The 20,324-nt window shown below is 73.8% G+C and carries 19 protein-coding genes; 8 read left to right on the forward strand and 11 right to left on the reverse strand.

Translation table 11 applies throughout. The annotated features are described in order from the left end of the window. Window positions 1-50 precede the first annotated feature (50 nt). Complete coding sequence (locus tag ABZ172_RS01225) at window positions 51-401, forward strand: isomerase (protein ID WP_356878824.1); 351 nt, start codon at window positions 51-53, stop codon at window positions 399-401. On the opposite strand, the gene ABZ172_RS01230 is transcribed toward ABZ172_RS01225, so the two are convergent. The 4 genes from ABZ172_RS01230 to glnII all read right to left on the reverse strand — a co-directional run bounded on the left by ABZ172_RS01230 (window position 386) and on the right by glnII (window position 5,374). Next, the gene (locus ABZ172_RS01230) at window positions 386-1,120 is read right to left on the reverse strand and encodes a TetR/AcrR family transcriptional regulator (protein WP_356878826.1); all 735 of its coding nucleotides are present in this window, start codon (window positions 1,118-1,120) and stop codon (window positions 386-388) included. The genes ABZ172_RS01225 and ABZ172_RS01230 overlap by 16 nt on opposite strands. A 107-nt stretch (window positions 1,121-1,227) precedes the next feature. Further along, window positions 1,228-3,147: a hypothetical protein gene (locus tag ABZ172_RS01235; RefSeq protein WP_356878828.1), complete on the reverse strand. Its 1,920-nt coding sequence runs from the start codon at window positions 3,145-3,147 to the stop codon at window positions 1,228-1,230. A 109-nt stretch (window positions 3,148-3,256) separates the two neighbouring features. Continuing rightward, entirely contained in the window at window positions 3,257-3,886 is a 630-nt protein-coding gene (locus tag ABZ172_RS01240) for a winged helix-turn-helix domain-containing protein (protein ID WP_356878830.1), read from the reverse strand. Between the two features lie 453 nt (window positions 3,887-4,339). After that, entirely contained in the window at window positions 4,340-5,374 is a 1,035-nt protein-coding gene (gene glnII / locus ABZ172_RS01245; protein ID WP_356878832.1) for a glutamine synthetase, read from the reverse strand. 245 nt (window positions 5,375-5,619) lie between these two features. On the opposite strand from glnII, the gene ABZ172_RS01250 reads away from it, so the two are divergent. Next, a complete protein-coding gene (locus ABZ172_RS01250) occupies window positions 5,620-6,543 on the forward strand; it encodes a Gfo/Idh/MocA family oxidoreductase (RefSeq protein WP_356878834.1) in 924 nt (307 codons plus the stop codon). Window positions 6,544-6,755: 212 nt separating this feature from the next. On the opposite strand, the gene ABZ172_RS01255 is transcribed toward ABZ172_RS01250, so the two are convergent. Then, window positions 6,756-7,115: an arsenate reductase family protein gene (locus ABZ172_RS01255; RefSeq protein WP_356878836.1), complete on the reverse strand. Its 360-nt coding sequence runs from the start codon at window positions 7,113-7,115 to the stop codon at window positions 6,756-6,758. Window positions 7,116-7,234: 119 nt separating this feature from the next. Between ABZ172_RS01255 and ABZ172_RS01260 the strand changes: the two genes are divergently transcribed. The 4 genes from ABZ172_RS01260 to ABZ172_RS01275 all read left to right on the forward strand — a co-directional run bounded on the left by ABZ172_RS01260 (window position 7,235) and on the right by ABZ172_RS01275 (window position 11,359). Then, window positions 7,235-7,555 (forward strand): hypothetical protein, encoded by a 321-nt coding sequence (locus tag ABZ172_RS01260; RefSeq protein WP_356878838.1) that lies wholly within the window; start codon window positions 7,235-7,237, stop codon window positions 7,553-7,555. Window positions 7,556-7,747: 192 nt separating this feature from the next. Further along, entirely contained in the window at window positions 7,748-8,617 is an 870-nt protein-coding gene (locus ABZ172_RS01265) for an arpA protein (RefSeq protein ID WP_356878840.1), read from the forward strand. A 54-nt stretch (window positions 8,618-8,671) separates the two neighbouring features. Beyond that, complete coding sequence (locus ABZ172_RS01270) at window positions 8,672-9,478, forward strand: class I SAM-dependent methyltransferase (RefSeq protein WP_356878842.1); 807 nt, start codon at window positions 8,672-8,674, stop codon at window positions 9,476-9,478. 132 nt (window positions 9,479-9,610) lie between these two features. Beyond that, on the forward strand, window positions 9,611-11,359 hold the full coding sequence (locus ABZ172_RS01275; RefSeq protein WP_356878844.1) for a choline/carnitine O-acyltransferase: 1,749 nt from the start codon (window positions 9,611-9,613) through the stop codon (window positions 11,357-11,359). Between the two features lie 71 nt (window positions 11,360-11,430). Here the strand turns inward: ABZ172_RS01275 and glnA are convergent, their stop codons facing one another. Then, window positions 11,431-12,840 (reverse strand): type I glutamate--ammonia ligase, encoded by a 1,410-nt coding sequence (gene glnA / locus ABZ172_RS01280; RefSeq protein WP_356878846.1) that lies wholly within the window; start codon window positions 12,838-12,840, stop codon window positions 11,431-11,433. Between the two features lie 222 nt (window positions 12,841-13,062). Here glnA and ABZ172_RS01285 point away from each other — a divergent pair, with 222 nt between their 5' ends. Continuing rightward, window positions 13,063-13,530 (forward strand): RDD family protein, encoded by a 468-nt coding sequence (locus ABZ172_RS01285; protein ID WP_356878848.1) that lies wholly within the window; start codon window positions 13,063-13,065, stop codon window positions 13,528-13,530. Window positions 13,531-13,625: 95 nt separating this feature from the next. Here the strand turns inward: ABZ172_RS01285 and ABZ172_RS01290 are convergent, their stop codons facing one another. From ABZ172_RS01290 to lipB, 4 genes are all read right to left on the reverse strand, one after another. Next, the gene (locus ABZ172_RS01290; RefSeq protein ID WP_356878850.1) at window positions 13,626-14,333 is read right to left on the reverse strand and encodes a DUF4191 domain-containing protein; all 708 of its coding nucleotides are present in this window, start codon (window positions 14,331-14,333) and stop codon (window positions 13,626-13,628) included. Between the two features lie 30 nt (window positions 14,334-14,363). Next, window positions 14,364-14,564: a hypothetical protein gene (locus tag ABZ172_RS01295; RefSeq protein WP_356878852.1), complete on the reverse strand. Its 201-nt coding sequence runs from the start codon at window positions 14,562-14,564 to the stop codon at window positions 14,364-14,366. Between the two features lie 271 nt (window positions 14,565-14,835). Beyond that, window positions 14,836-15,804, reverse strand: a complete 969-nt coding sequence (gene lipA, locus ABZ172_RS01300) for a lipoyl synthase (RefSeq protein WP_356878854.1) — start codon at window positions 15,802-15,804, stop codon at window positions 14,836-14,838. A gap of 129 nt (window positions 15,805-15,933) precedes the next feature. After that, window positions 15,934-16,752, reverse strand: a complete 819-nt coding sequence (gene lipB, locus ABZ172_RS01305) for a lipoyl(octanoyl) transferase LipB (RefSeq protein ID WP_356878856.1) — start codon at window positions 16,750-16,752, stop codon at window positions 15,934-15,936. Between the two features lie 311 nt (window positions 16,753-17,063). On the opposite strand from lipB, the gene ABZ172_RS01310 reads away from it, so the two are divergent. Then, complete coding sequence (locus tag ABZ172_RS01310) at window positions 17,064-18,683, forward strand: regulator (protein WP_356878858.1); 1,620 nt, start codon at window positions 17,064-17,066, stop codon at window positions 18,681-18,683. 147 nt (window positions 18,684-18,830) lie between these two features. Here ABZ172_RS01310 and ABZ172_RS01315 read toward each other — a convergent pair whose 3' ends face one another. After that, entirely contained in the window at window positions 18,831-20,144 is a 1,314-nt protein-coding gene (locus ABZ172_RS01315) for an NAD(P)/FAD-dependent oxidoreductase (RefSeq protein WP_356878860.1), read from the reverse strand. Window positions 20,145-20,324 lie beyond the last annotated feature (180 nt).

Raw genomic sequence — 20,324 nt, forward strand, 5'->3', positions numbered from 1 at the left:
CCCGCACGACGTACGCGTACACGCACCCGCACCGCACCCAGGAGCACGTGATGCCGCAGATCACCGTCGACTACTCCGCCGGGCTCGACGACGGTTTCGACCGCCGCGGCTTCGCGCTGGCCCTGCACCCGCTCGTCGCCGAGACCGTGTCCACCGGGATCCCCGCCTGCAAGACCCGCTTCCGCCGGACCGAGGACTTCGTCGCCGGTGACGCGGCCACCGGCGACGCCGTCGTCAACGTCGCGATCGCGATGCTGCCCGGCCGCGCCCCCGAGACCAAGGCGCAGCTGACCGAAGCCGTCCTGGAACTGCTGGCGCGGCACCTCGGACCCGTCGACGGGCTCACCGTGCACGCCTCGGCCGAGGTCCGGGACCTCGACGCGTCCTACCGCAAGGACTGAGGCAGCCGCTGCGCGGGGACGGCTGGGGCGGCGGGCGCCAGGACCGAGAGCCTGGCGAGGAGTTCACCGAACGGGCCGTCCGCCGGCTCCTGCGAGAAGACCCGCAGCATGATGCCGGCCATCTCCTGGTCGTACGCCGCGCTCACCGCCCCCAGCGCCGCGAAGTCGTGCACCAGCTGCACCTCCAGCTCGGCACGCGGCACGCGCTTCCCGTCGAGCCAGAGCAGCGCCGTCGACTCCGCCAGCGACACCCAGGACCGCACGACGAGCTCCAGCCGGGCCGGCGGGGACGACACGCCGAGATGCGCGAGGATCTGCTCGTACGCGGCCTGCCGCACCCCGTCGACCAGGGCGTCCGCCGTCGACGAACCACCGGCCGGACCGCCCCGCATCAGCGCGGCGAAGCCCGGGCCGTGCTCCTCGACGAAATCGAAGAACCGGCCCATCACCCGGATCAGCCGGGCACTCAGGGGCCCTTCACGGGCCTCCAGGAAGCGGCCTGACAACTCGTCGGCCGCCCGCTTCAGCGCCGCCTCGTAGAGGCTGCGCTTCCCCGGGAAGTAGTGGTAGACGAGCGGACGCGAGATGCCCGCCGCCGCCGCGATCTCGTCGATCGACACGTCGTCGGGCGAGCGGCGGCTGAACAACTCCAGGGCGACGCCGATCAACTGGGCCCTGCGCTCCTCGACACCCATCCTGCGCCGTACCCGGGTCGTCATGCCGAACAGCCTAACGGGGCCGGTCGGACGACCCTCATCCGCACTCCCACCGGCCCTTTTCCCCGGGCGTCCCACCCCGCGGCCCGGCCGCCCGCACCGCCCCGCGGCTAACGCAGCGCACCCACCCGGGTCCCGTCCGCCAGCACCCCGGCGAGCCGCGGCCGGGCCCCCTCGGCGGCCGGCAGCGTCAGCAACCGCCCCTCCGCCCGGCCCTCCACACCCCCGGACGCGGCCAGGGACGCGAACTGCCCCGAACCCGCCGCCAGTACGTACCACCGGCCGCCGTCCGACCTCCACAGCACACCCGCCAGCACCCGCGGTCTGCGGACCCCGCAGTCCGGCGAGTCCTCCGCACGCGCCGCCACCGCCCCCGGGGCCCCCGCACCGCCCGACAGCTCGGGCGGCGCCTGGAACTGCGCCAGGACCCTGCTGCCCGTGCCCCGCCAGGTCTCCGCCCGGGTGCAGTACCACCGCGCGTCCCCCGCGCCCTCCGGCAGCCGCTGCTCCGCGTACGCCCAGGAGTTCACCGAGCGCACACCGCCGGACCGCAGCGCGGGCAGCAGGCACGCCGTGCGCGCCCAGCCCTCCCGCTCGGCCCGGCCCGACACGTCGTGCGGGGCGGCCGGAGCACCCGAGGTCAGGCGGACGGGGGTGAGTTCACCCAGATCCGCCATCAGCCGCGCCGCCGCGCCGTCCCGCAGCTCCAGGACCCGCCGGGTGCGGCAGTCCCCCCGGGCACCCGTGTCCGGCCCCGGCAGCGGGTCCGTCACCCCGTACCGGTCGCGGGGCAGCGGCCGGGCCCGCCCGAGGGGTTCGAGCAGGTCGCGCACACCCGCCTCCCGCACCCACGGCGCGGTCAGATAGCGGATCCCGTCGGCACGCCGCTGCGCCACCAGGGCGCCCGCCGCCACCGCGTCCGCACCGTCCACCCGGGCGAAGTCCAGCACGGCGCCCTTCGACGGATCGGCGTTGCGCGGCTCGGCGTAGCGCACCACCCGCAGGCCGTCGTGGAAGAGCACCACGGCCGCCCGGCCGACCTCGCCCGCGTAGAGCAGCTGCGGCGGCCCCATCGGCGGGCCGTCGGGGGTCCCGGGCGTCGCCGACGTGACCACCCCGGACCCGGGCCTGGCCCACACGGCCAGGGCGCGGCGCAGCAGACGGGTGTCCCCGGTCCGGTCGCCCCGGGTGGGCCAGACGCCGAAGTCCCGCCGTGCGGACTCCCGCCAGAGACCGTCGGGCACCCGGCGCAGCGCGGCCGGGTCCAGCGCCTGCTCGGCGGTGGGATGGCGCGCGTAGAGCGGCGCCGAGGCGGCGCTCGGACCGCCCAGGCCGTCCCCCGGCGTCAGCAGCAGCGTCCCGCAGACCAGCAGCGCGCCGGCCCCGGCCAGGACCGTGCGCCCGCGCCGTCGGCGGCGGGCCGGATCGGCCGGTCTGACCTGGAGCGAGCACGCGTCGAACTCCGGTGACATCAGCAGTGCGTGAGGTGCCGTCAGCCCGTCGGCCTCCAGCAGCGACGCCCGGGGGTCCCCGACGCCCGCCGCGTCGAGCACCCGGCACACCTCGGCGTCGTCCAGCCCTTCGAGCCCCCGCAGCACGTGCGCCGCCCTGCACGGGGCCGACACCCCGGCGAGGGCCTGTTCCAGGGCCAGTTCGTCCGCCCCGCAGGACTGCGTGAGGAGCCGCAGCCCCCACACCTGCGGCACCAGCGGAGGGAACTGCGCCCGGCGCGGCCGGGCGAGGCGGAGCAACGGCTGCCCCGCCTCCAGCGAGAGCCGCAGCACCCGGAGCCGCACGTGCGCGTAGGCCCGCCCCGGATCCGTGCCCCGCCCCGCGGCCAGGGCACGCTGGGCCAGCCGGTGCGCCGACAGCACCCGGCGGTTGCGGCCGAGCGAGGGCGCCAGCACGAGATAGGCGATCCGCACCAGCCGGGCGTAGTGCTCGGCGGGCCCGGCCCCGGCCCGTTCCCCGCCGCTCCGCTCCGCGTACGGGCGGCCGGTGGACGGCGGGACTGCGCGCAGAGGGGGCATGTTCAGCTGAACGAGCGAATGGTGCGATGGTCACCCCGGCGCGGCCGCTCCCGGCGCGGTGCGGGCCCCGGGCCGTGACCCGGGGCCCGCACCGCGCATCGGCGGGCGCTCAGGGCGCGTACTTGTACCCCACCCGCCGCACGGTCTGGATCGACCGGCGGTGCTCGGCGCCCAGCTTGCGGCGGAGCCGGGCCACATGGACGTCGACGGTGCGCCCGTCGCCCACGTGCCCGTACCCCCAGACCGTCGTCACCAGCTGGTCGCGGGTGTGCACCCGGTGCGGGTGCGCCACCAGGTGGGCGAGCAGCTCGAACTCCAGGTAGGTCAGGTCCAGGGGGACGCCGTCCACGGCGGCGGTGCGCCGGGTGGAGTCGATCCGCACCGGACCGCCCGGCGCGGGACCGGCCGCGGGCTCCGGCACGGACGCGTGCTGCTGGGCGGACGCCACCGCACCGGCCAGGGCCGGCTGCTGGTCGGCGGGCACCAGCACCAGGTAGCCGACCATCGGCGGCCGGCCGGGCAGGGCGGGCAGCGTGTGCTGCGGTGCGGGCAGCCAGGTGGCTCCCGGCGGGAGGAAGCCGGCCACGTCCGGGACCTCGACGACCTCGTCGCGGTCGACGGCACGCAGCCGGTGGCGGTTGGGGGAGAGGGCGGTGCGGGCGGTGGTGGTGGCCGCAGCGGACACCGCGGTCGCCGCGGTGGCGGCGGACGCGGTGGAGAAGGTACGGGTGTTCGCCATGAGGGGTCAGCTCTTTCGCGCGAGGAGTCGTCGAGGACGTACGTCGTGCGCGCGGGCCGAAGGCCGGGGTGAGGCGGCTTTAGAGGGCCTGCGCGCTCCACGCGCGGCAACACACCCGGTCGAAGTCGTGGTGCTGACGGGAAGGCCAGAACGGTTCGAGGTCGCTGCGACCCGACGCGGTGCACTGGAGGCTGGCCATGTCCCCATTGAAGCAGAGATCGGCGCCGCGCAGCAGGGTCCTCTCACCCGTCGGAACGGACCCCTGTGTCAGGTTCCTCACGTCCCTCTCCCGTGGCCTCCGTTCCGGGTGCGTCCAGCCGGCTCCCGCCGTCCCCGGGCGGGGACCCGACGGCTCCGGCCCGCTGCCCTCCGGCGCGGCGCCGGCCGGGCACGCCGGAGGGGCGCCCGCGAGCGGACGCCCCTCCGTGCGGGCCGGTGCGGACCGGCCGCGGATCAGACCTGGTCGGCCTTCTCCAGCGCGGTGCAGCAGGTGTCGACGATCAGCCGGGTGACCACGTACGGGTCGACGTTGGCGTTCGGCCGGCGGTCCTCGATGTAGCCCTTCCGGTCCTGCTCGACCTGCCACGGGATCCGGACCGAGGCGCCGCGGTCGGAGACGCCGTAGCTGTACTCGTTCCACGGGGCGGTCTCGTGCAGACCGGTCAGCCGGTCGTCGATGCCCGCGCCGTAGTGCTTGACGTGGTCCATCGGCTTGGACCCCTCACCCAGCGACTCGCACGCGGTGATGATCGCGTCGTAGCCCTCGCGCATCGCCCGGGTGGAGAAGTTGGTGTGCGCGCCCGCGCCGTTCCAGTCGCCCTTGACCGGCTTCGGGTCCAGCGTCGCGGAGACGCCGAAGTCCTCGGCGGTGCGGTAGAGCAGCCAGCGGGCGACCCACAGCTGGTCGGAGACCTCCAGCGGGGACAGCGGACCGACCTGGAACTCCCACTGGCCGGGCATGACCTCGGCGTTGATGCCGGAGATGCCGAGGCCCGCCTTCAGGCAGTTCTCCAGGTGCTTCTCGACGATGTCGCGGCCGAAGATCTCGTCGGAGCCCACGCCGCAGTAGTAGCCGCCCTGCGCGGCGGGGAAACCGCCCTCGGGGAAGCCGAGCGGACGGTGCCCGTCGAAGAAGGTGTACTCCTGCTCGATGCCGAAGACCGGCTCCTGGCCCGCGAACTGCTCGGCGACCGGACGCAGCGAGGCCCGGGTGTTGGACTCGTGCGGCGTCATGTCGATGTGGAAGACCTCGCACAGGACCAGGATGTCGTCGCCGCCGCGGATCGGGTCCGGACACGAGAACACCGGCTTCAGCACCCGGTCGGAGGCGTGCCCCTCGGCCTGGTTGGTGCTCGACCCGTCGAAGCCCCATACGGGCAGATCCGCCACACCCTGCGTGGGACCGCCGGCCATGATCTTCGTCTTGGAGCGAAGCTTCGCGGTCGGCTCGGTGCCGTCGATCCAGATGTACTCAGCCTTGAACGTCACGGACGCCATCCTTTGCGGGTGCTGCGGTCGATGCTGCGCAGCTTCGCAATACGCGATTTCCCGGCCGTTGCCCGAGTGTGAACCCCGCGTTACCGAGGTTTCCCCGGGGTGTCGGACGCCTGGTGCGCCCCGCACCGGGCCGTCCCGCCCCGCGGTGCACTGGATACGTTCCGGGCGCCCGGCCCCGCCCGCACGGGTGCGCACCCCGCGGCCGGGCCGTCCCCGGAGCCCGGCAGACTGGCGGCATGACCACACACGCTTCCTCCGCACCGCCGCTGCGGATCGGCCTCGTCGGGGCGGGCCCCTGGGCCCGTATGACCCACGCCCCCGCCCTCGCCGCGCACCCCGGAGCCGTGCTCGGCGGCGTGTGGGCCCGCCGCCCCGAGGCGGCCCGGGAGCTGGCCGCCGCCCACGGCACCGAGGCGCACACCGGCGACGCGGGCTTCGACGCGCTCCTGGCCGCGAACGACGCGGTGGCCTTCGCCGTGCCGCCGGACGTCCAGGCGCCCCTGGCGGCCCGGGCCGCCGCCGCGGGACGCCACCTGCTGCTGGACAAGCCGGTCTCCACCACGGTCGCCGGGGCGCGCGAGGTCGCCGAGGCGGCCGGGCGCACCGGGGTCGCCTCGGTGGTCTTCTGCACCCTCCGGTTCGCCGCGGGCACGGCGGGCTGGATCGCCGAACAGGCGGCGGCGGGCGGCTGGTTCACGGCCCGCGCGTCCTGGATCGGCGCCCTGTTCGCCCCGGACGCGCCCAGCGAGTTCGGTGCCTCGCCCTGGCGCCGTGAGAAGGGCGGCCTGTGGGACGTGGGCCCGCACGCGCTCTCGGTCCTCATCCCGGTGCTGGGCGACGTGACGGAGGCGGTCGCCGCGCGCGGCCCCGCCGACGCCGTGCATCTGCTGCTCCGGCACACCTCCGGGGCGTCCAGCACGGTGACGCTGGCCCTGGACGCGCCGTCCGGCGCGACCGGCACCGAGGTCGAGTTCCGGGGCGAGGCCGGGGTGTCGTCCCTGCCGGACGGCGGCGGCGACGGCCCCGGAGCCTTCCGGGCGGCCGTGGACGCACTGTCCGAGGCGGTGCGCACGGGGGTGCCGCACCCCTGCGACGTACGGTTCGGGCTGCGCCTCACCGAGATCCTGGCCCAGGCCGAGGCGGGACTGGAGCGCGGCTGACGGCGGCCCCGGGGGAGCGGCCGGGGCCGGGCGGGAGAGGCCCCCGGACGACCTGGGCACGGCCCGGCCGGGCAGCCCGCGCGGGCCGTCCGACCGGGCCGTCCGACCGGTCACCGGCATGGTGCCGTGGACGGCCCCCGGCCCACCTGCACCAGCCGGCCCACCCGCACCAGCCGGCCTGCCCCGATCAGCTGCCGCGCGGGCGTTCCCGCTCAGCGCCCGAGTGCGTCCCGTACCGCCTCGTCCGTCCGCGCCACCACCGCCGTGCCGTCCTGCGCGGTGATGATCGGCCGCTGGATCAGCTTCGGGTGCTCCGCCAGCGCCGCGATCCACCGCTCACGCGCGCCGTCGTCCTTCGGCCACTCCTCGATCCCGAGCTCCTTCGCGTCCGCCTCCCCGGTCCGGGTGATGTCCCACGGCTCCAGGCCGAGACGCCCGAGCACCGTCCGGATCTCGTCGGCCGAGGGCACGTCCTCCAGGTACCGGCGGACGGTGTAGTCGGCGCCCTCGGCGTCCAGCAGACTCACCGCGGCGCGGCACTTGGAACAGGCGGGATTGATCCAGATCTCCATGCGGCCAAGAGTACGGGAACGATCCTCGAAATGGCCTCTGGCCAGGGGCGATTGTCAGTGGGGGGACGTAGAATAGGGGGAGTTCGTGAGGGTTCCACCACCGTGCCGGGAGGTTGCCGATGGCCGTTGCCGCAGTCACGACCGAGTCGCTCCGTCATTCGCCGAGCAGTCCGCTCCACCGTCCGGACCCCGGGCGTCCGTCCTCCGAGCCGCCGCGCAAGAAGCGGCTCCCCGCGGGCAGGCCCCGCGCCTGGTACGTCTCCCACAACCGCCGCCTCAAGGCCATGCGCCTGGCCATCGCCCTGCTCGACACCGGCGTGTACCAGCCGTCCACCGCCGACAACGCCCGGATACGCGCGACCGCAGACCGTCTCGCCCTCCACCGGCCGTCCGACACCACCTGCCGCATGGTCCGTACCCTGATCCGTCTCGACCGCTGACCCCGGCCCCCGTGCCCCCGGTGTCCCGTGCCCACGGGACACCGGGGGCACGGGCGGCCTCCGGCCATGACCCGAACCGGCCAGAAGTGTGACGTGTCACAGACAACACGTCGGTGCTGTGGGAACTTCAACTCTGTTACTCACCAGTTGAGTTATCGGCTGCGTCACCGACGTGCGCGTGGAGAGGGTCGAATGAGCACTCTGCAAGCCATCACGCTCGACCAGGTGGTCGACACGGACCGCTACCCCCTGTCGGACCCCGGAAGCACCGCATCCCGCGCCGTGGTGGCGCGGGCCCGCCGTGAACTGGCCGGTGCCGGCTGCACCGTCCTGCCCGACTTCGTCCGCCCGGCACTGCACGAGGTGCTGCGTCAGGAGTGCGCCGCCCTCGCCCCGCACGCGTACTTCGACGTCGAGACGGTGAACGTCTACAACATCGACGTCGACAGGGAGCTGCCCGAGGACCACCCCGGCCGGCGCACCTTCGAGCGCGGCAACGCGTTCGTCGCCCGTGACCGCGTCCCGGACACCGCCCTCATCAGCAGGCTCTACGCCCACGCGCCGTTCCGGCGCTTCGTCGCGGACTGCTTCGGACTGCCCGCACTGCACGAGCTCGCCGACCCGCTCTCCGGCCTCGTGCTCAACGTCGTCCGGCCGGGCATGGAACACCCCTGGCACTTCGACACCAACGAGTACACGGTCAGCATGCTGACCCAGGAGGCGCAGGACGGCGGCTCCTTCGAGTACTGCCCGAACATCCGGTCCGCCGACGACGAGCGTTTCGACGACGTCCGGAACGTCCTGGACGGCCGCGGCACACCCCGGCCGGAGCGCCTGCCCCTGCGGCCGGGCGACCTGCAGCTGTTCAAGGGCCGCTACTCGCTGCACCGGGTCAGCCCGGTCCGGGGCGGCCTCGCGCGGCACAGCGCGATCTTCGCCTACAGCGAGCGCCCCGGCGTCATCGGGAGCGTGGCACGCACCCGCCAGCTCTTCGGCCGCGCCCTGCCCGCACACCTGGCCGCCGAGGGCCGGGCCGTCCGGGGTGACGAGCTGCTGGACTAGGACTCCTCCGGCACGGCTCCAGGACCGCCAAGCGCCCCACCGAGGAGAAGCCCCTTGCGTCTCGACGCGTCCGGAAAAGTCACCCTGGACCACATCTACACCGCGCCCGACCCCCGCACCTACTTCCAGGTGCTCCGGCCGCTCGGCTACCGCGTCCCCCAGCTCGCCAAGCCCCGCTTCGCCGAGCTGATCGAGGAGTACCGCGAGACGGAGCGGGTGGCCGTCCCCCATGTGCTGGACATCGGCTGCTCGTACGGGATCAACGCCGCCCTGCTCAAGCACGACACCACCATGGACGAGCTGTACGCGCGCTATGACGGCGGCGGCCCGGCGACCCGCGCCGCACTGCTGGAGCGCGACCGGGACCTCGCACGCTCCCGCCCTCCCGCGCACCCGCTGCACTTCACCGGGCTCGACGCCTCCACCGCCGCCCTCGCCTACGCCCGCGAGGCGGGATTCCTCGACGCCGCCGTGCACGCCGACCTGGAGGCGGACGACCCCACCCCCGCCCAGCGGGAACTGCTCGCCGGGACCGACCTGGTGATCTCGACCGGGTGCATCGGCTACATCACCGGACGCACCCTCACCCGAGTCGTCCGCGCCCAGGACGGCCGCCTGCCCTGGATGGCGCACTTCGTCCTGCGGATGTTCCCGTTCGACCCCGTGGAGGAGGCACTCGCGGAGCTGGGCTACCGGACGGTCCGGGCCGACGGGGTGTTCCGGCAGCGGCGGTTCGCGAGCCCGCAGGAGCGGCGCGGCGTCCTGGACGGCATGGCCGCCGCCGGCATCGACGCGCGCGGGCTGGAGGAGACCGGCTGGCTCTACGCTCAGCTCTACCTCTCCAGGCCGCAGCACGGCTAGGCGTGCCGCGCGGGTCCCGCCCCCGGCACGCATGGATCCCCATCCGCACTCACCGAGAAGAGAGCCGCATTGAACGACCGTCAGGAAGCAGCAGCAGGCGCGGCCTCCGCCCGGGAGGAAAGCCTCCCGCGCGTGCCCCTGCCCACGCTGGAGGCCAGCTGCGAGCGGTTCCTCGCCTGGTCCGCCCCGTTGCTGACCGAGGAGGAGAGGGCGGCGACGGAGGCCGAGGTCACCGCCTTCCTGCGGCCCGGCGGCCCCGGCCGGACCCTGCACGCGGCACTGGAGGAGTACGACGCGACCCCGGGCGTGCACAGCTGGCTCGACACCTTCTGGCCGTACCGCTACCTCGGCCGCCGCGACCGGATCGCCCTCAACGCCAACTTCTTCTTCCTCTTCCGGGACACCGGCGAGGAGCAGCTCGACCGCGCCGCCGGGCTCGTCGCGGGCGCGCTCCACTACAAGCGGCAGCTCGACGAAGGGCTGATCGCCCCGGTCGAACAGCGCGGCGTGCCCCAGTCGATGGTGCAGAACCGGTACCTCTTCTCCACGACCCGCATCCCCGGGGTGCCGCTGGACACCGTGCGCGCCCCCTACGGCGAACAGGACCCCGGCCCCTCCACGGCGCGGCACATCGTCGTCCTCTTCCGGGGCACCGCGTTCCGGCTGGACGTGATCGGACCGGACGGGGTGCCGCACAGCCTCGACGAGATCGAGGCCGGGCTGCGCGCCGTCACCAAGGCGGACGTCCGCACGCCCGAGGAGGACCGGGCCGGCCACCTCACCACCCTGGCGCGCGCCGAGTGGGCGGCCACCCGCGCCTCCCTCGCCGAGGGGCACCCCGGCAACGCCCGGACCCTGGACGACATCGAGACGGCCCTCTTCTGCGTCTGCCTGGAGGACCTCGCACCCGAGGACACCCAGGCCGCCTGCGACGAACTGCTGTACGGCGACCGCGGCAACCGCTGGTTCGACAAGGCCGTCTCCTTCGTCGTCTTCGCGGACGGCCGGGCCGGCATCAACGTCGAGCACTGCGAGCTGGACGGGACGACCGTCCTCAGCTTCACCGACGCGCTGCTCGGCACCCCGCCGGACGAGCACTCCCGCGGATCCGGGGCACGCCCCCAGGGCGAACCGGTGCCGCACCCGCTGACCTTCGCACTGGACGACGCGCTGCGCGCGCAGGTGCGTGCGGCGGCCGGGGCGTTCGCCGCGTACGGCGACGACACCGCGACCCGCACCGTGTCGTTCGAGGACTTCGGCAGCACGGCCGCCAAGGCGCTCGGCGTCTCCCCGGACGCCTTCGTCCAGGCCGCCTACCAGCTGGCCCACCAGCGGGCCAAGGGCCGGCTGGGCGCCACCTACGAGTCGATCGCGACCCGCCAGTACCGCCACGGCCGCACCGAGGCCATGCGCGTGGTCACCCCCGAGACCCCCGCGTTCGTCGCCGCCATGGAGGACCCGGGCGCCGACCGCGACACCCGGCGCGCCGCCTTCCGGGCCGCCGCCGCGGCCCACGTGGCGCGGGCCAGGGAGTGCCAGGCCGGCGAGGCCCCCGAGCAGCACCTCTGGGAGCTGGAGCTCATCCAGCGCCGCCGCGGCGAGGAGCTCGGCGTCACCGAACAGCCCGCCCTCTACCGCTCCCCGGGCTGGCTCGTCATGCGGGACGACTACCTGAGCACCAGCTCGGCGCCGTCCGAGAACATCCAGTACTTCGGCTTCGGCTCCACGAGCAGCACCTGCATCGGCATCGCCTACGTACTGCTCCCCGACCGCTTCAACCTCTACCTGAGCACCCCGCGGGCGGTGGCCGGCCCGATGCACGCCTTCGCCCAGCACCTGCGCGAGGCGGTCGCCGAGCTGCGTGCCCTGCTGACCGACTGACCCGGCACCCACGGCGAAGGCCGCCACCCCCGGACGGTACGGGGTGGCGGCCTTCGTGCGGGGCCCGCGGCCTAGATGTCGAAATACAGCTCGAACTCGTGCGGGTGCGGGCGCAGCTGGATCGGGGCGATCTCGTTGGTGCGCTTGTAGTCGATCCACGTCTCGATCAGGTCGGGCGTGAAGACGCCGCCGGCCTGGAGGTACTCGTGGTCGGCCTCCAGCGCGTCGAGGACCGCCGGGAGGGAGGTCGGGACCTGCTGGACGCCCGCGTGCTCCTCGGGGGCCAGCTCGTAGAGGTCCTTGTCGATCGGCTCCGGCGGCTCGATCTTGTTCTTGACGCCGTCCAGGCCGGCCATCAGCAGCGCCGAGAAGGCGAGGTACGGGTTGGACGACGGGTCCGGGGCGCGGAACTCGACGCGCTTGGCCTTCGGGTTGGAGCCCGTGATCGGGATGCGCATCGCGGCGGACCGGTTGCGCTGCGAGTACACCATGTTGACCGGCGCCTCGAAGCCCGGGACCAGGCGGTGGTAGGAGTTCACCGTCGGGTTGGTGAACGCCAGCAGCGACGGGGCGTGCTTCAGGATGCCGCCGATGTAGTAGCGCGCCACGTCCGAGAGGCCCGCGTAGCCCTGCTCGTCGTAGAACAGCGGGGAGCCGCCGGACCACAGGGACTGGTGGACGTGCATGCCCGAGCCGTTGTCACCGAAGATCGGCTTCGGCATGAAGGTCGCGGTCTTGCCGTTGCGCCAGGCGACGTTCTTCACGATGTACTTGAAGAGCATCAGGTCGTCGGCCGCGGCGAGCAGCGTGTTGAACTTGTAGTTGATCTCGGCCTGGCCGGCGGTGCCGACCTCGTGGTGCTGGCGCTCGACCTGGAGGCCGTTCTTGTCCAGCTCCATGGAGATCTCGGCCCGCAGGTCGGCGAAGTGGTCGACCGGCGGGGTCGGGAAGTAGCCGCCCTTGTAGCGGACCTTGTAACCGCGGTTGTTCTCGACCGCACCGGTGTTCCAGGCGCCGGCCTCGGAGTCGATGTGGTAGAAGCTCTCGTTCGCCGACGTCTGGAAGCGGACGTTGTCGAAGACGTAGAACTCCGCCTCGGGGCCGAAGAACGCCGTGTCGGCGATGCCCGTCGAGGCGAGGTAGGCCTCGGCCTTCTTGGCCACGTTCCGCGGGTCGCGGCTGTACTGCTCGCCGGTGATCGGGTCGTGGATGAAGAAGTTGATGTTCACGGTCTTGTCGCGGCGGAACGGGTCGACACGGGCCGTCGACAGGTCGGCGCGCAGCGCCATGTCCGACTCGTGGATCGCCTGGAAGCCGCGGATCGACGAGCCGTCGAATGCCAGTTCCTCGGCCGGGTCGAAGGACGCCGCCGGGATCGTGAAGTGCTGCATCACACCCGGCAGGTCGCAGAACCGGACGTCGACGAACTTGACGTCGTTGTCGGCGATGTACTTCTGGACTTCGTCGGCGTTCTGGAACATCCAACTCCTCCTACTCCCGACCCGGGAAAGGGCGGGGTTGCAGCTCGTCCGTGCGGCCAGTGCGGTGGCACACGCTGGGCCCGACCATAGGCAGACGGGATTTCTCCAGCATGACCCATTTGTTTCGCACAAGTTAACCAGCCCGGTTCCGGGCGGCATCTCGGCGACGTGTTCCGTGCCCCGCCCGGCCGGGTGCAAACGTGGGCGCAGTACCGTGGACGGGTGGACAACAGGCAAGCAATCGGATCGTGGCTCTCGGGGCCGCGCGCGGCGGCCGAGGAGATGGGCGCCGACTTCGGCCACCGGGGCGAGCGCCTCGGTCTGCCCCCGGAGGGCCCGGGATCCGTGGCCCCGCTCGGCCGGCGTTTCGGGGCGCTCTTCATCGACTGGGCCGTGAGCATGCTGATCGCATACGGGCTCCTCGCGCGCGGTGACCAGCAGGCCGCGGGGAACTGGGCGCTCGGCGTCTTCCTCGTCATGAGCCTGCTGACGGTCGGAACTCTGGGTTCCACCCCGGGCAAGCGGATCCTCGGGCTGCGGGTCATCGCCGAGGACGGCGGACGCCTCGGTGTCGTCCGGGTCGTCCTGCGGACCGTGCTCCTCCTCCTGGTGATCCCAGCCGTCGTCTGGGACCGGGACAGCCGCGGCCTGCACGACCGGCTCGCCCGCGCCGTCCAGGTCCGCACCTGACGGACGGCCCGACGGCCCCTGGACAGCGCCCCGGAACAGGAGAGCGGCCCCGGACGACGTGATCGTCCGGGGCCGCTCCTCGCACGGGTGCTCGGTCAGCGCATCTTTCCGCCGCGCGGCATCCGCATGCCCTTCGGCATGGGGCCCTTCGGCAGCGGCATGTTGCTCATCAGGTCGCCCATCGCGCGCAGCCGGTCGTTGGCCGCGGTCACCTGCGGGCCGGTCAGGACGCGCGGGAGCTTCAGCATGGTGGTGCGCACCTTCTTCAGCGGCACCTGGCCCTCGCCGTCACCGACGATGATGTCGTGCACCGGCACGTCCACCACGATGCGGGCCATCCGCCTCTTCTCGGCGGCCAGCAGGCCCTTCACCCGGTTCGGGTTGCCCTCGGCCACCAGCACGATGCCCGCCTTGCCGACCGCCCGGTGGACGACGTCCTGGCTGCGGTTCATCGCGACGGCCGGGGTGGTGGTCCACCCGCGGCCCACCCGGTCCAGCACCGCCGCGGCCGCGCCGGGCTGCCCCTCCATCTGACCGAAGGCCGCGCGCTCGGCACGCCGTCCGAAGATGATCGCCATCGCGAGGAAGGCCAGGACGAAGCCCAGGATTCCCGCGTAGACAGGGTGACCGATCAGGAAACCGATGGCGAGGAGGACACCGAAGGTGATGATTCCCACACCCGCGACGACCAGACCCACCTTGGGGTCCGTCCGCCTGGTCATCTTGTAGGTCAGGGCGATCTGCTTGAGCCGCCCCGCGTTCTCGGCGCTGTCCGCGCCTTCCGTGTTTGCCTTCCTCGCCATGGAGCGAAGTTTACGTGGCGCGGGAGCGACCTAGGAACGGTGGTCGGCCACGGCCCTCAGTACGTGCTCCGCCTCGACGCGGTCCTGGGCCCTGCGGCGGTCCTCCAGGACCGCCGTCCAGGCGTTGCGGCGGGCGGTGCGCTGGCCGCTGCCCATCAGCAGCGACTCGACGGCACGGAGTGCCGTGGTGACGGTGGGCATGGTGGTGGCTCGTACCGGTGCGGCGTGCATCGTGGATGTTCCCCCTCGGAGCGGATGCGCGCGTCCGGCGCGCACTGAGTAGCGGGAAGCAGTGACGGCGGTGGCCGTGGGAGCCACCGCGTGTGTACCTAGGGTCACTGCTCGGTGTTACCAGTGCATGACCGGTCGGTCAAACACCAATGAAACCCTGATTTCGGCGCCGCGCACGCCGACGCGGCCCATACGGGCCCCCTACCTGCGAAGGGGCGTACGGACCGCGTCGCTGCGGCTATTACTGTTCAGTAACCTCTTGTGTGCCGATTCACACGGCGGACGCGCTCGCGGCGGTCGCGCCGCGCCGCTCCATCGCCTGCTGGAACAGGCGGCCGGCGCGGTACGAGGAACGCACCAGCGGCCCCGACATGACACCGGAGTAACCGATCGCGTCGGCCTCGTCCTTCAGCTCCACGAACTCGTGCGGCTTCACCCAGCGCTCGACCGGGTGGTGCCGCGGCGAGGGCCGGAGGTACTGCGTGATCGTGATGAGCTCGCACCCCGCGTCGTACAGGTCCTGGAGCGCCTCGCTGACCTCCTCGCGGGTCTCGCCCATGCCGAGGATCAGGTTGGACTTCGTCACCAGACCGGCCTCACGGGCCCGGGTGATGACCTCCAGGGAGCGCTCGTAACGGAAGCCGGGCCGGATCCGCTTGAAGATCCTGGGGACCGTCTCGACGTTGTGCGCGAGCACCTGGGGGCGGGAGGAGAACACCTCGGCGAGCTGCGCGGGCTCCGCGTTGAAGTCGGGGATGAGCAGCTCCACCTTCGTGGCGCCGCTCTCCCGCTCCGCGGTCTGGGCGTGGATCTGCCGCACGGTCTCCGCGTACAGCCATGCGCCGCCGTCGTCCAGGTCGTCGCGCGCGACGCCGGTGATCGTGGCGTAGTTCAGGTCCATCGTGACGACGGACTCGCCGACGCGGCGGGGCTCGTCGCGGTCCAGCGCCTGCGGCTTGCCCGTGTCGATCTGGCAGAAGTCGCAGCGCCGGGTGCACTGGTCGCCGCCGATGAGGAACGTCGCCTCGCGGTCCTCCCAGCACTCGTAGATGTTCGGGCAGCCGGCCTCCTGGCACACGGTGTGCAGCCCCTCGCTCTTCACGAGCGCCTGCATCTTCGTGTACTCGGGGCCCATCTTCGCCCGGGTTTTGATCCACTCGGGCTTGCGCTCGATGGGGGTCTGGCTGTTTCGGACCTCCAGGCGCAGCATCTTGCGCCCGTCGGGTGCGACACCGGACACTCCGGCACCCCTTTGCTTTCGCTGCATTGGATTCTTCGGCGAACACCAGGGTACGCCCGTGGTTAGAACGGTCTCACCTATGCCCAACCTGTGGCAGGCGGGCCCTATTCCGGGGCCCGCGCGGGCGCCTCAGGCCGTCGCGGCGGCCCGCGGGGGCTCCGGGGCGCCGACGGCACGCGGTGCCAGGTCGGCGTGCTCCAGCACGTCCCGCAGGTGCTTCTCGACGACCGGGAGGACCTCCCCGACCGTGATCTCCCGGCCCCGCTCGTACGACAGCGAGGTCACCCCGGCGTCCCGGATGCCGCACGGCACGATCCTGTCGAACCAGGTGTTGTCAGGATTCACGTTGAGGGCGAAGCCGTGCATCGTCACGCCCTTGGCCACCCGGATGCCGATCGCCGCCAGCTTGCGGTCCTCGCGGCGCTGGCCCGCGTTGGACGGCGCGTACTCGGGGCCGTTCAGCCGCGGGTCGAACTCCTCGTCGTGCAGCCGGGGATCGAAGTCCAGCGCGAGCCCTCCGAGGGCGGGACGCTCCGCGACCGGGTCGCCGAGGACCCAGACGCCGCTGCGGCCCTCGACCCGGGTGGTCTCCACGCCGAACTCGGCGGCCGTGCGGATCAGCGCGTCCTCCAGACGGCGGACGTGGGCGACCACGTCGACCGGGCGGGGCAGCTTCATGATCGGGTAGCCGACCAGCTGTCCCGGGCCGTGCCAGGTGATCTTCCCGCCGCGGTCGACGTCGACGACGGGGGTGCCGTCCAGCGGCCGCTCGGCCTGCGTGGTCCGCCGGCCCGCCGTGTAGACGGGCGGGTGCTCCAGCAGCAGGCAGGTGTCCGGGACGGTGTCCTCGAACCGGGCGGCGTGCACCTCGCGCTGCTTCTGCCACGCCTCCTGGTAGTCGACCGCTTCCTCGCCGAGACCGAGACGGACGAACCGCAGCTCACTCACTCGGGTGCCTTCCTGTTCGCGGCGCCGCGGAGGCCGGGGGAGTCCCGGAGCCACGTCGCCATGCACTGATGTGCGCCCCCGGCCACTGTACGACCGTTCGGGGGTACGGGGTCCGGCAGGTGGTGCGCGGGCCGATTTCGTCAGCGATCCGACAATCCTCACACGATCGGATGAACGCGGAGCGAAGCCCCTCGGGACCCCTGTCGCGGCCGTTAAGTTCGCGCCGTTCCATAACGGGCTCGCCCGCTCCCTCGTGGGGGAGCCCGTGAGGGCCGCCCGCCCGGCGCCGAAGGCAGGAGACCTTACAGCTGATGTCGGAACGACCTCCGCAGCGCACCCCGAACCGGCGGCTCGCTGCCCTCATCGCGGAGGCCGGGTTCTCGCATGCGGGCCTGGCCCGCCGTGTGGACCAGCTCGGCCTCGAACACGGGCTGGATCTGCGGTACGACAAGACCTCGGTCACCCGCTGGCTGCGCGGCCAGCAGCCCCGGGGCACCACCCCCGCGCTGATCGCCGAGGTCTTCACCAGGCGGCTCGGGCGCCGGCTCTCCGCCCAGGACCTCGGCCTGGACGCGTGCGCGCCCGTCTACGCCGGGCTGGAGTTCGCGGCCACGCCCACCGAGGCCGTCGACATCGTCAGCGGGCTGTGGCGCAAGGACACGGGCAGCCACGCGGAGCTGCGCAAGATCGCCTTCACGCCCGCCGGGCTGGTCGTTCCCAGCCGGGACTGGCTGATCGGGCGGGCCGACGAGTGGTCCGGCCGTGCCGAGCCGCCGGACCGGGCGGGCGCCGCCGTCGGCCTGCCCGCCCCGCGCACACCCGCCGAGGCCCACGGGGCCCGGCCCCCGCAGGGACCCCACCCGGCCGCCCACGGGACCGGCACCCTGCAGGCGCCCGGACCGGCCGCGCATGCCCCGCGGGCCGCGGGGCAGCGCGGCCCCGGCTCCGTCCGCCCGCCCGCTCCCGCGCCGCCGGCGCTGCCGTCCCCGGCGGTCCCGCGCCAGCGGCAGACCGAGCGGGGCGCGGGCCAGCGGGTCGGCAGCGGCGACGTCGCCGCCCTGCGGTCGGTGGGCGAGCTCTTCCGGACGCTGGACAACGCCTACGGCGGCGGCCACGCCCGGCAGGCCCTCGTCCGCTACCTCGAACACGAGGCCGAGCCCATGCTCCGCGGCAGCTACGGCGAGGCCATCGGCCGCAGGCTGTTCTCCGCCGCGGCCGATCTGACCCGGCTGGCGGGCTGGACCTCGTACGACATCGCGGCGCACGGCCTCGCCCAGCGCTACTTCGTCCAGGCGCTGCGGCTCGCCCAGGCCGCGGGGGACCGGGCCTACGGCGCCTTCGTCCTGGTCACGATGAGCCGGCAGGCGGTGTACCTCGGGCACGGCAGGGAGGCCGTCCAGCTCGCGCGCGTCGCCCAGCAGGGCATCGGACCGTCCGCACCGCCCGTCGTCCTGGCGCTGCTGCACTCGGCCGAGGCGCGCGGACACGGCGTCCTCGGCGAGAGCAGGGCCTGCGTCGCCGCGCTCGTCCGCGCCGAACGCGCCCTGGGGATCTCCCGGCCCGGGGACGACGTCCCGCACTGGGCCGGCTACTTCGACGAGGCCCAGCTCGCCGACGAGTTCGGCCACTGCCACCGCGATCTGCAGCAGTACCGGGTCGCCGCCCAGCACGCCGAACGCTCCCTCCAGCTGCGCGCACCCGCATACGCCCGGAGCAGGCTGTTCTGCCGGGTGGTGCTCGCCTCCGCCCGGCTCGGGCTCGGCGAGCTGGACCAGGCCTGCCGGCTGGGCGCCGAGGCGGCCCAGCAGGCGGCCGAGATGCGGTCGGTGCGCGCGACGGAGTACGTACGCGACTTCGAGCGCCGCCTGGAGCCCTACCGGGACGCCGCCGCCGTGCGCGGATACCGCGAACGGGTCGCCGCCCTGGGCTGACCCGGGGGCCGGGAGCGGGACCGGCCGCGCCCGGAGCGTCCGGACCCGCCGGAGCGTGCCGTACGCCCCGGGCACGCCGGACCCGCCGGACCCCGGACCCGGCGGACCCGCCGGCCCGGCGTGTCCCGGGGCGGCGGGCCGGCGGGCCTACGCGGCCGCGGGCAGCTCCGGACCGTCCTCCTGCGGCCGGTGCACTCCCAGGTCGCCCATGATCGCCGAGGCGGCACGCCTCCCCGAGTGCAGCGCGCCCCGGACGGTGCTGGTGTCGCGGTGGTCGCCGCACACGTACAGCCCGGCGAGCAGCCGGACCGGCCGCTCGGGATCGTGCGGCGGTGACATGGCGGGCACCGCCTCGGCGGTGTGGTGGGCGGCCAGCAGCTCCCAGTCGCCGGTCGGGGTGCCGTACAGCGCGGCGAGGTGCGTGCGCACCGTGCTGTCGAGGTCCGGCGGCGGGGGACCGAGCACCGTCGACGTGATCAGGGCCCGGCCGTGCGGTGCGCGCGAGGGGTCCACCTCGCTCATCACGGCCGTGTGGGCCACCGGACCCGAGCGGTCCGCGTCCAGCAGCAGCCGGGCTCCCGTCGGCGGTGCCTGGGCGGCGGTGTGGTGCAGCACCGTCACCGGGTGGAAGGCGGGTGTCCGCAGCCCCGGCAGCAGCTCCGCCGCCGCTCCCGCCCCGGTGGCCAGCAGGAGGGACCTGCAGCTGAGTTCGCCGTGCTCCTCGGTCCGTACGGACGTGGTGTCGGCGGCCGTCACGTGCACCCCGGTGCGCACGGTCCCGGGCGGCAGGGCGGCGGCCAGCAGCCCGGGCAGCGTCGCGGATCCCCCCGAGGGGACGCACAGCCGGCCCCGCGCGTAGTCCCGCAGGGCCAGGTCGGCCATCCGGCTCGACGTCGTGAGCCCGGGGTCCCCGAGCAGCGCCGACAGCAGGGGTTGCAGGAAGCCGCCGACGACCCGGGGCGAGAGGCCGCGCGTCGACAGGGCGTCCAGCGCGGCCCGGTCGGGCCGGGCCAGGATCCGGGACGCGGGCGTGGCGGCCAGGCGCGCCAGCCAGGCCCCGAGCCTGGCCTGTTCGATCGCCCCGCCGAGGGGCGCGTCAGGGGCGCTCGGTCGGGAGCGCGCCGCGCGAAGTGCGCCCCGGGTGCTCCGTATGTCTCCGGAGCGGTACCGCCGCCCCCCGCTGTGGACGAGCACCCCGGGGGCGAAGTCCCGCAGGGCCAGCCCGTCGAGGCCCGGGGCCCTGCTCAGCCCCGGATACCCGGAACCGAGCAGCGGTCCCAGCCGGTCGAGCCGGAAGCCGTCCAGTTCGTCGGTGGCCATCCGGCCGCCCACCCGGTCGGCGGCCTCCAGGACGGTGACCTGGACTCCTGCGCGGACCAGCTGGTGGGCCGCGGACAGGCCGGCCGTCCCGGCTCCGATGATGACCACATCCGCGTGGTCCGATGTCTGTGCCCTCAGCACGTGCCCCTCCCCGTGTCGGTGCGGCTGCTGGGTGGCTACTGCCCCCGACAGGCCCCGGGAACGCCCGGATTCGGGTAGAGGCTAGGAGGGTGGCCGGGAGCGGCGCAGACGCGCGCACCCCGGGCACCGGTGCACGGGGTCGCACGGAGGCCCGGAGGACGGCTCCGGGCAGGCCGGGAG

Source organism: Streptomyces sp. NPDC006296, from assembly GCF_040613235.1.
Taxonomy (GTDB): Bacteria; Actinomycetota; Actinomycetes; order Streptomycetales; family Streptomycetaceae; genus Streptomyces.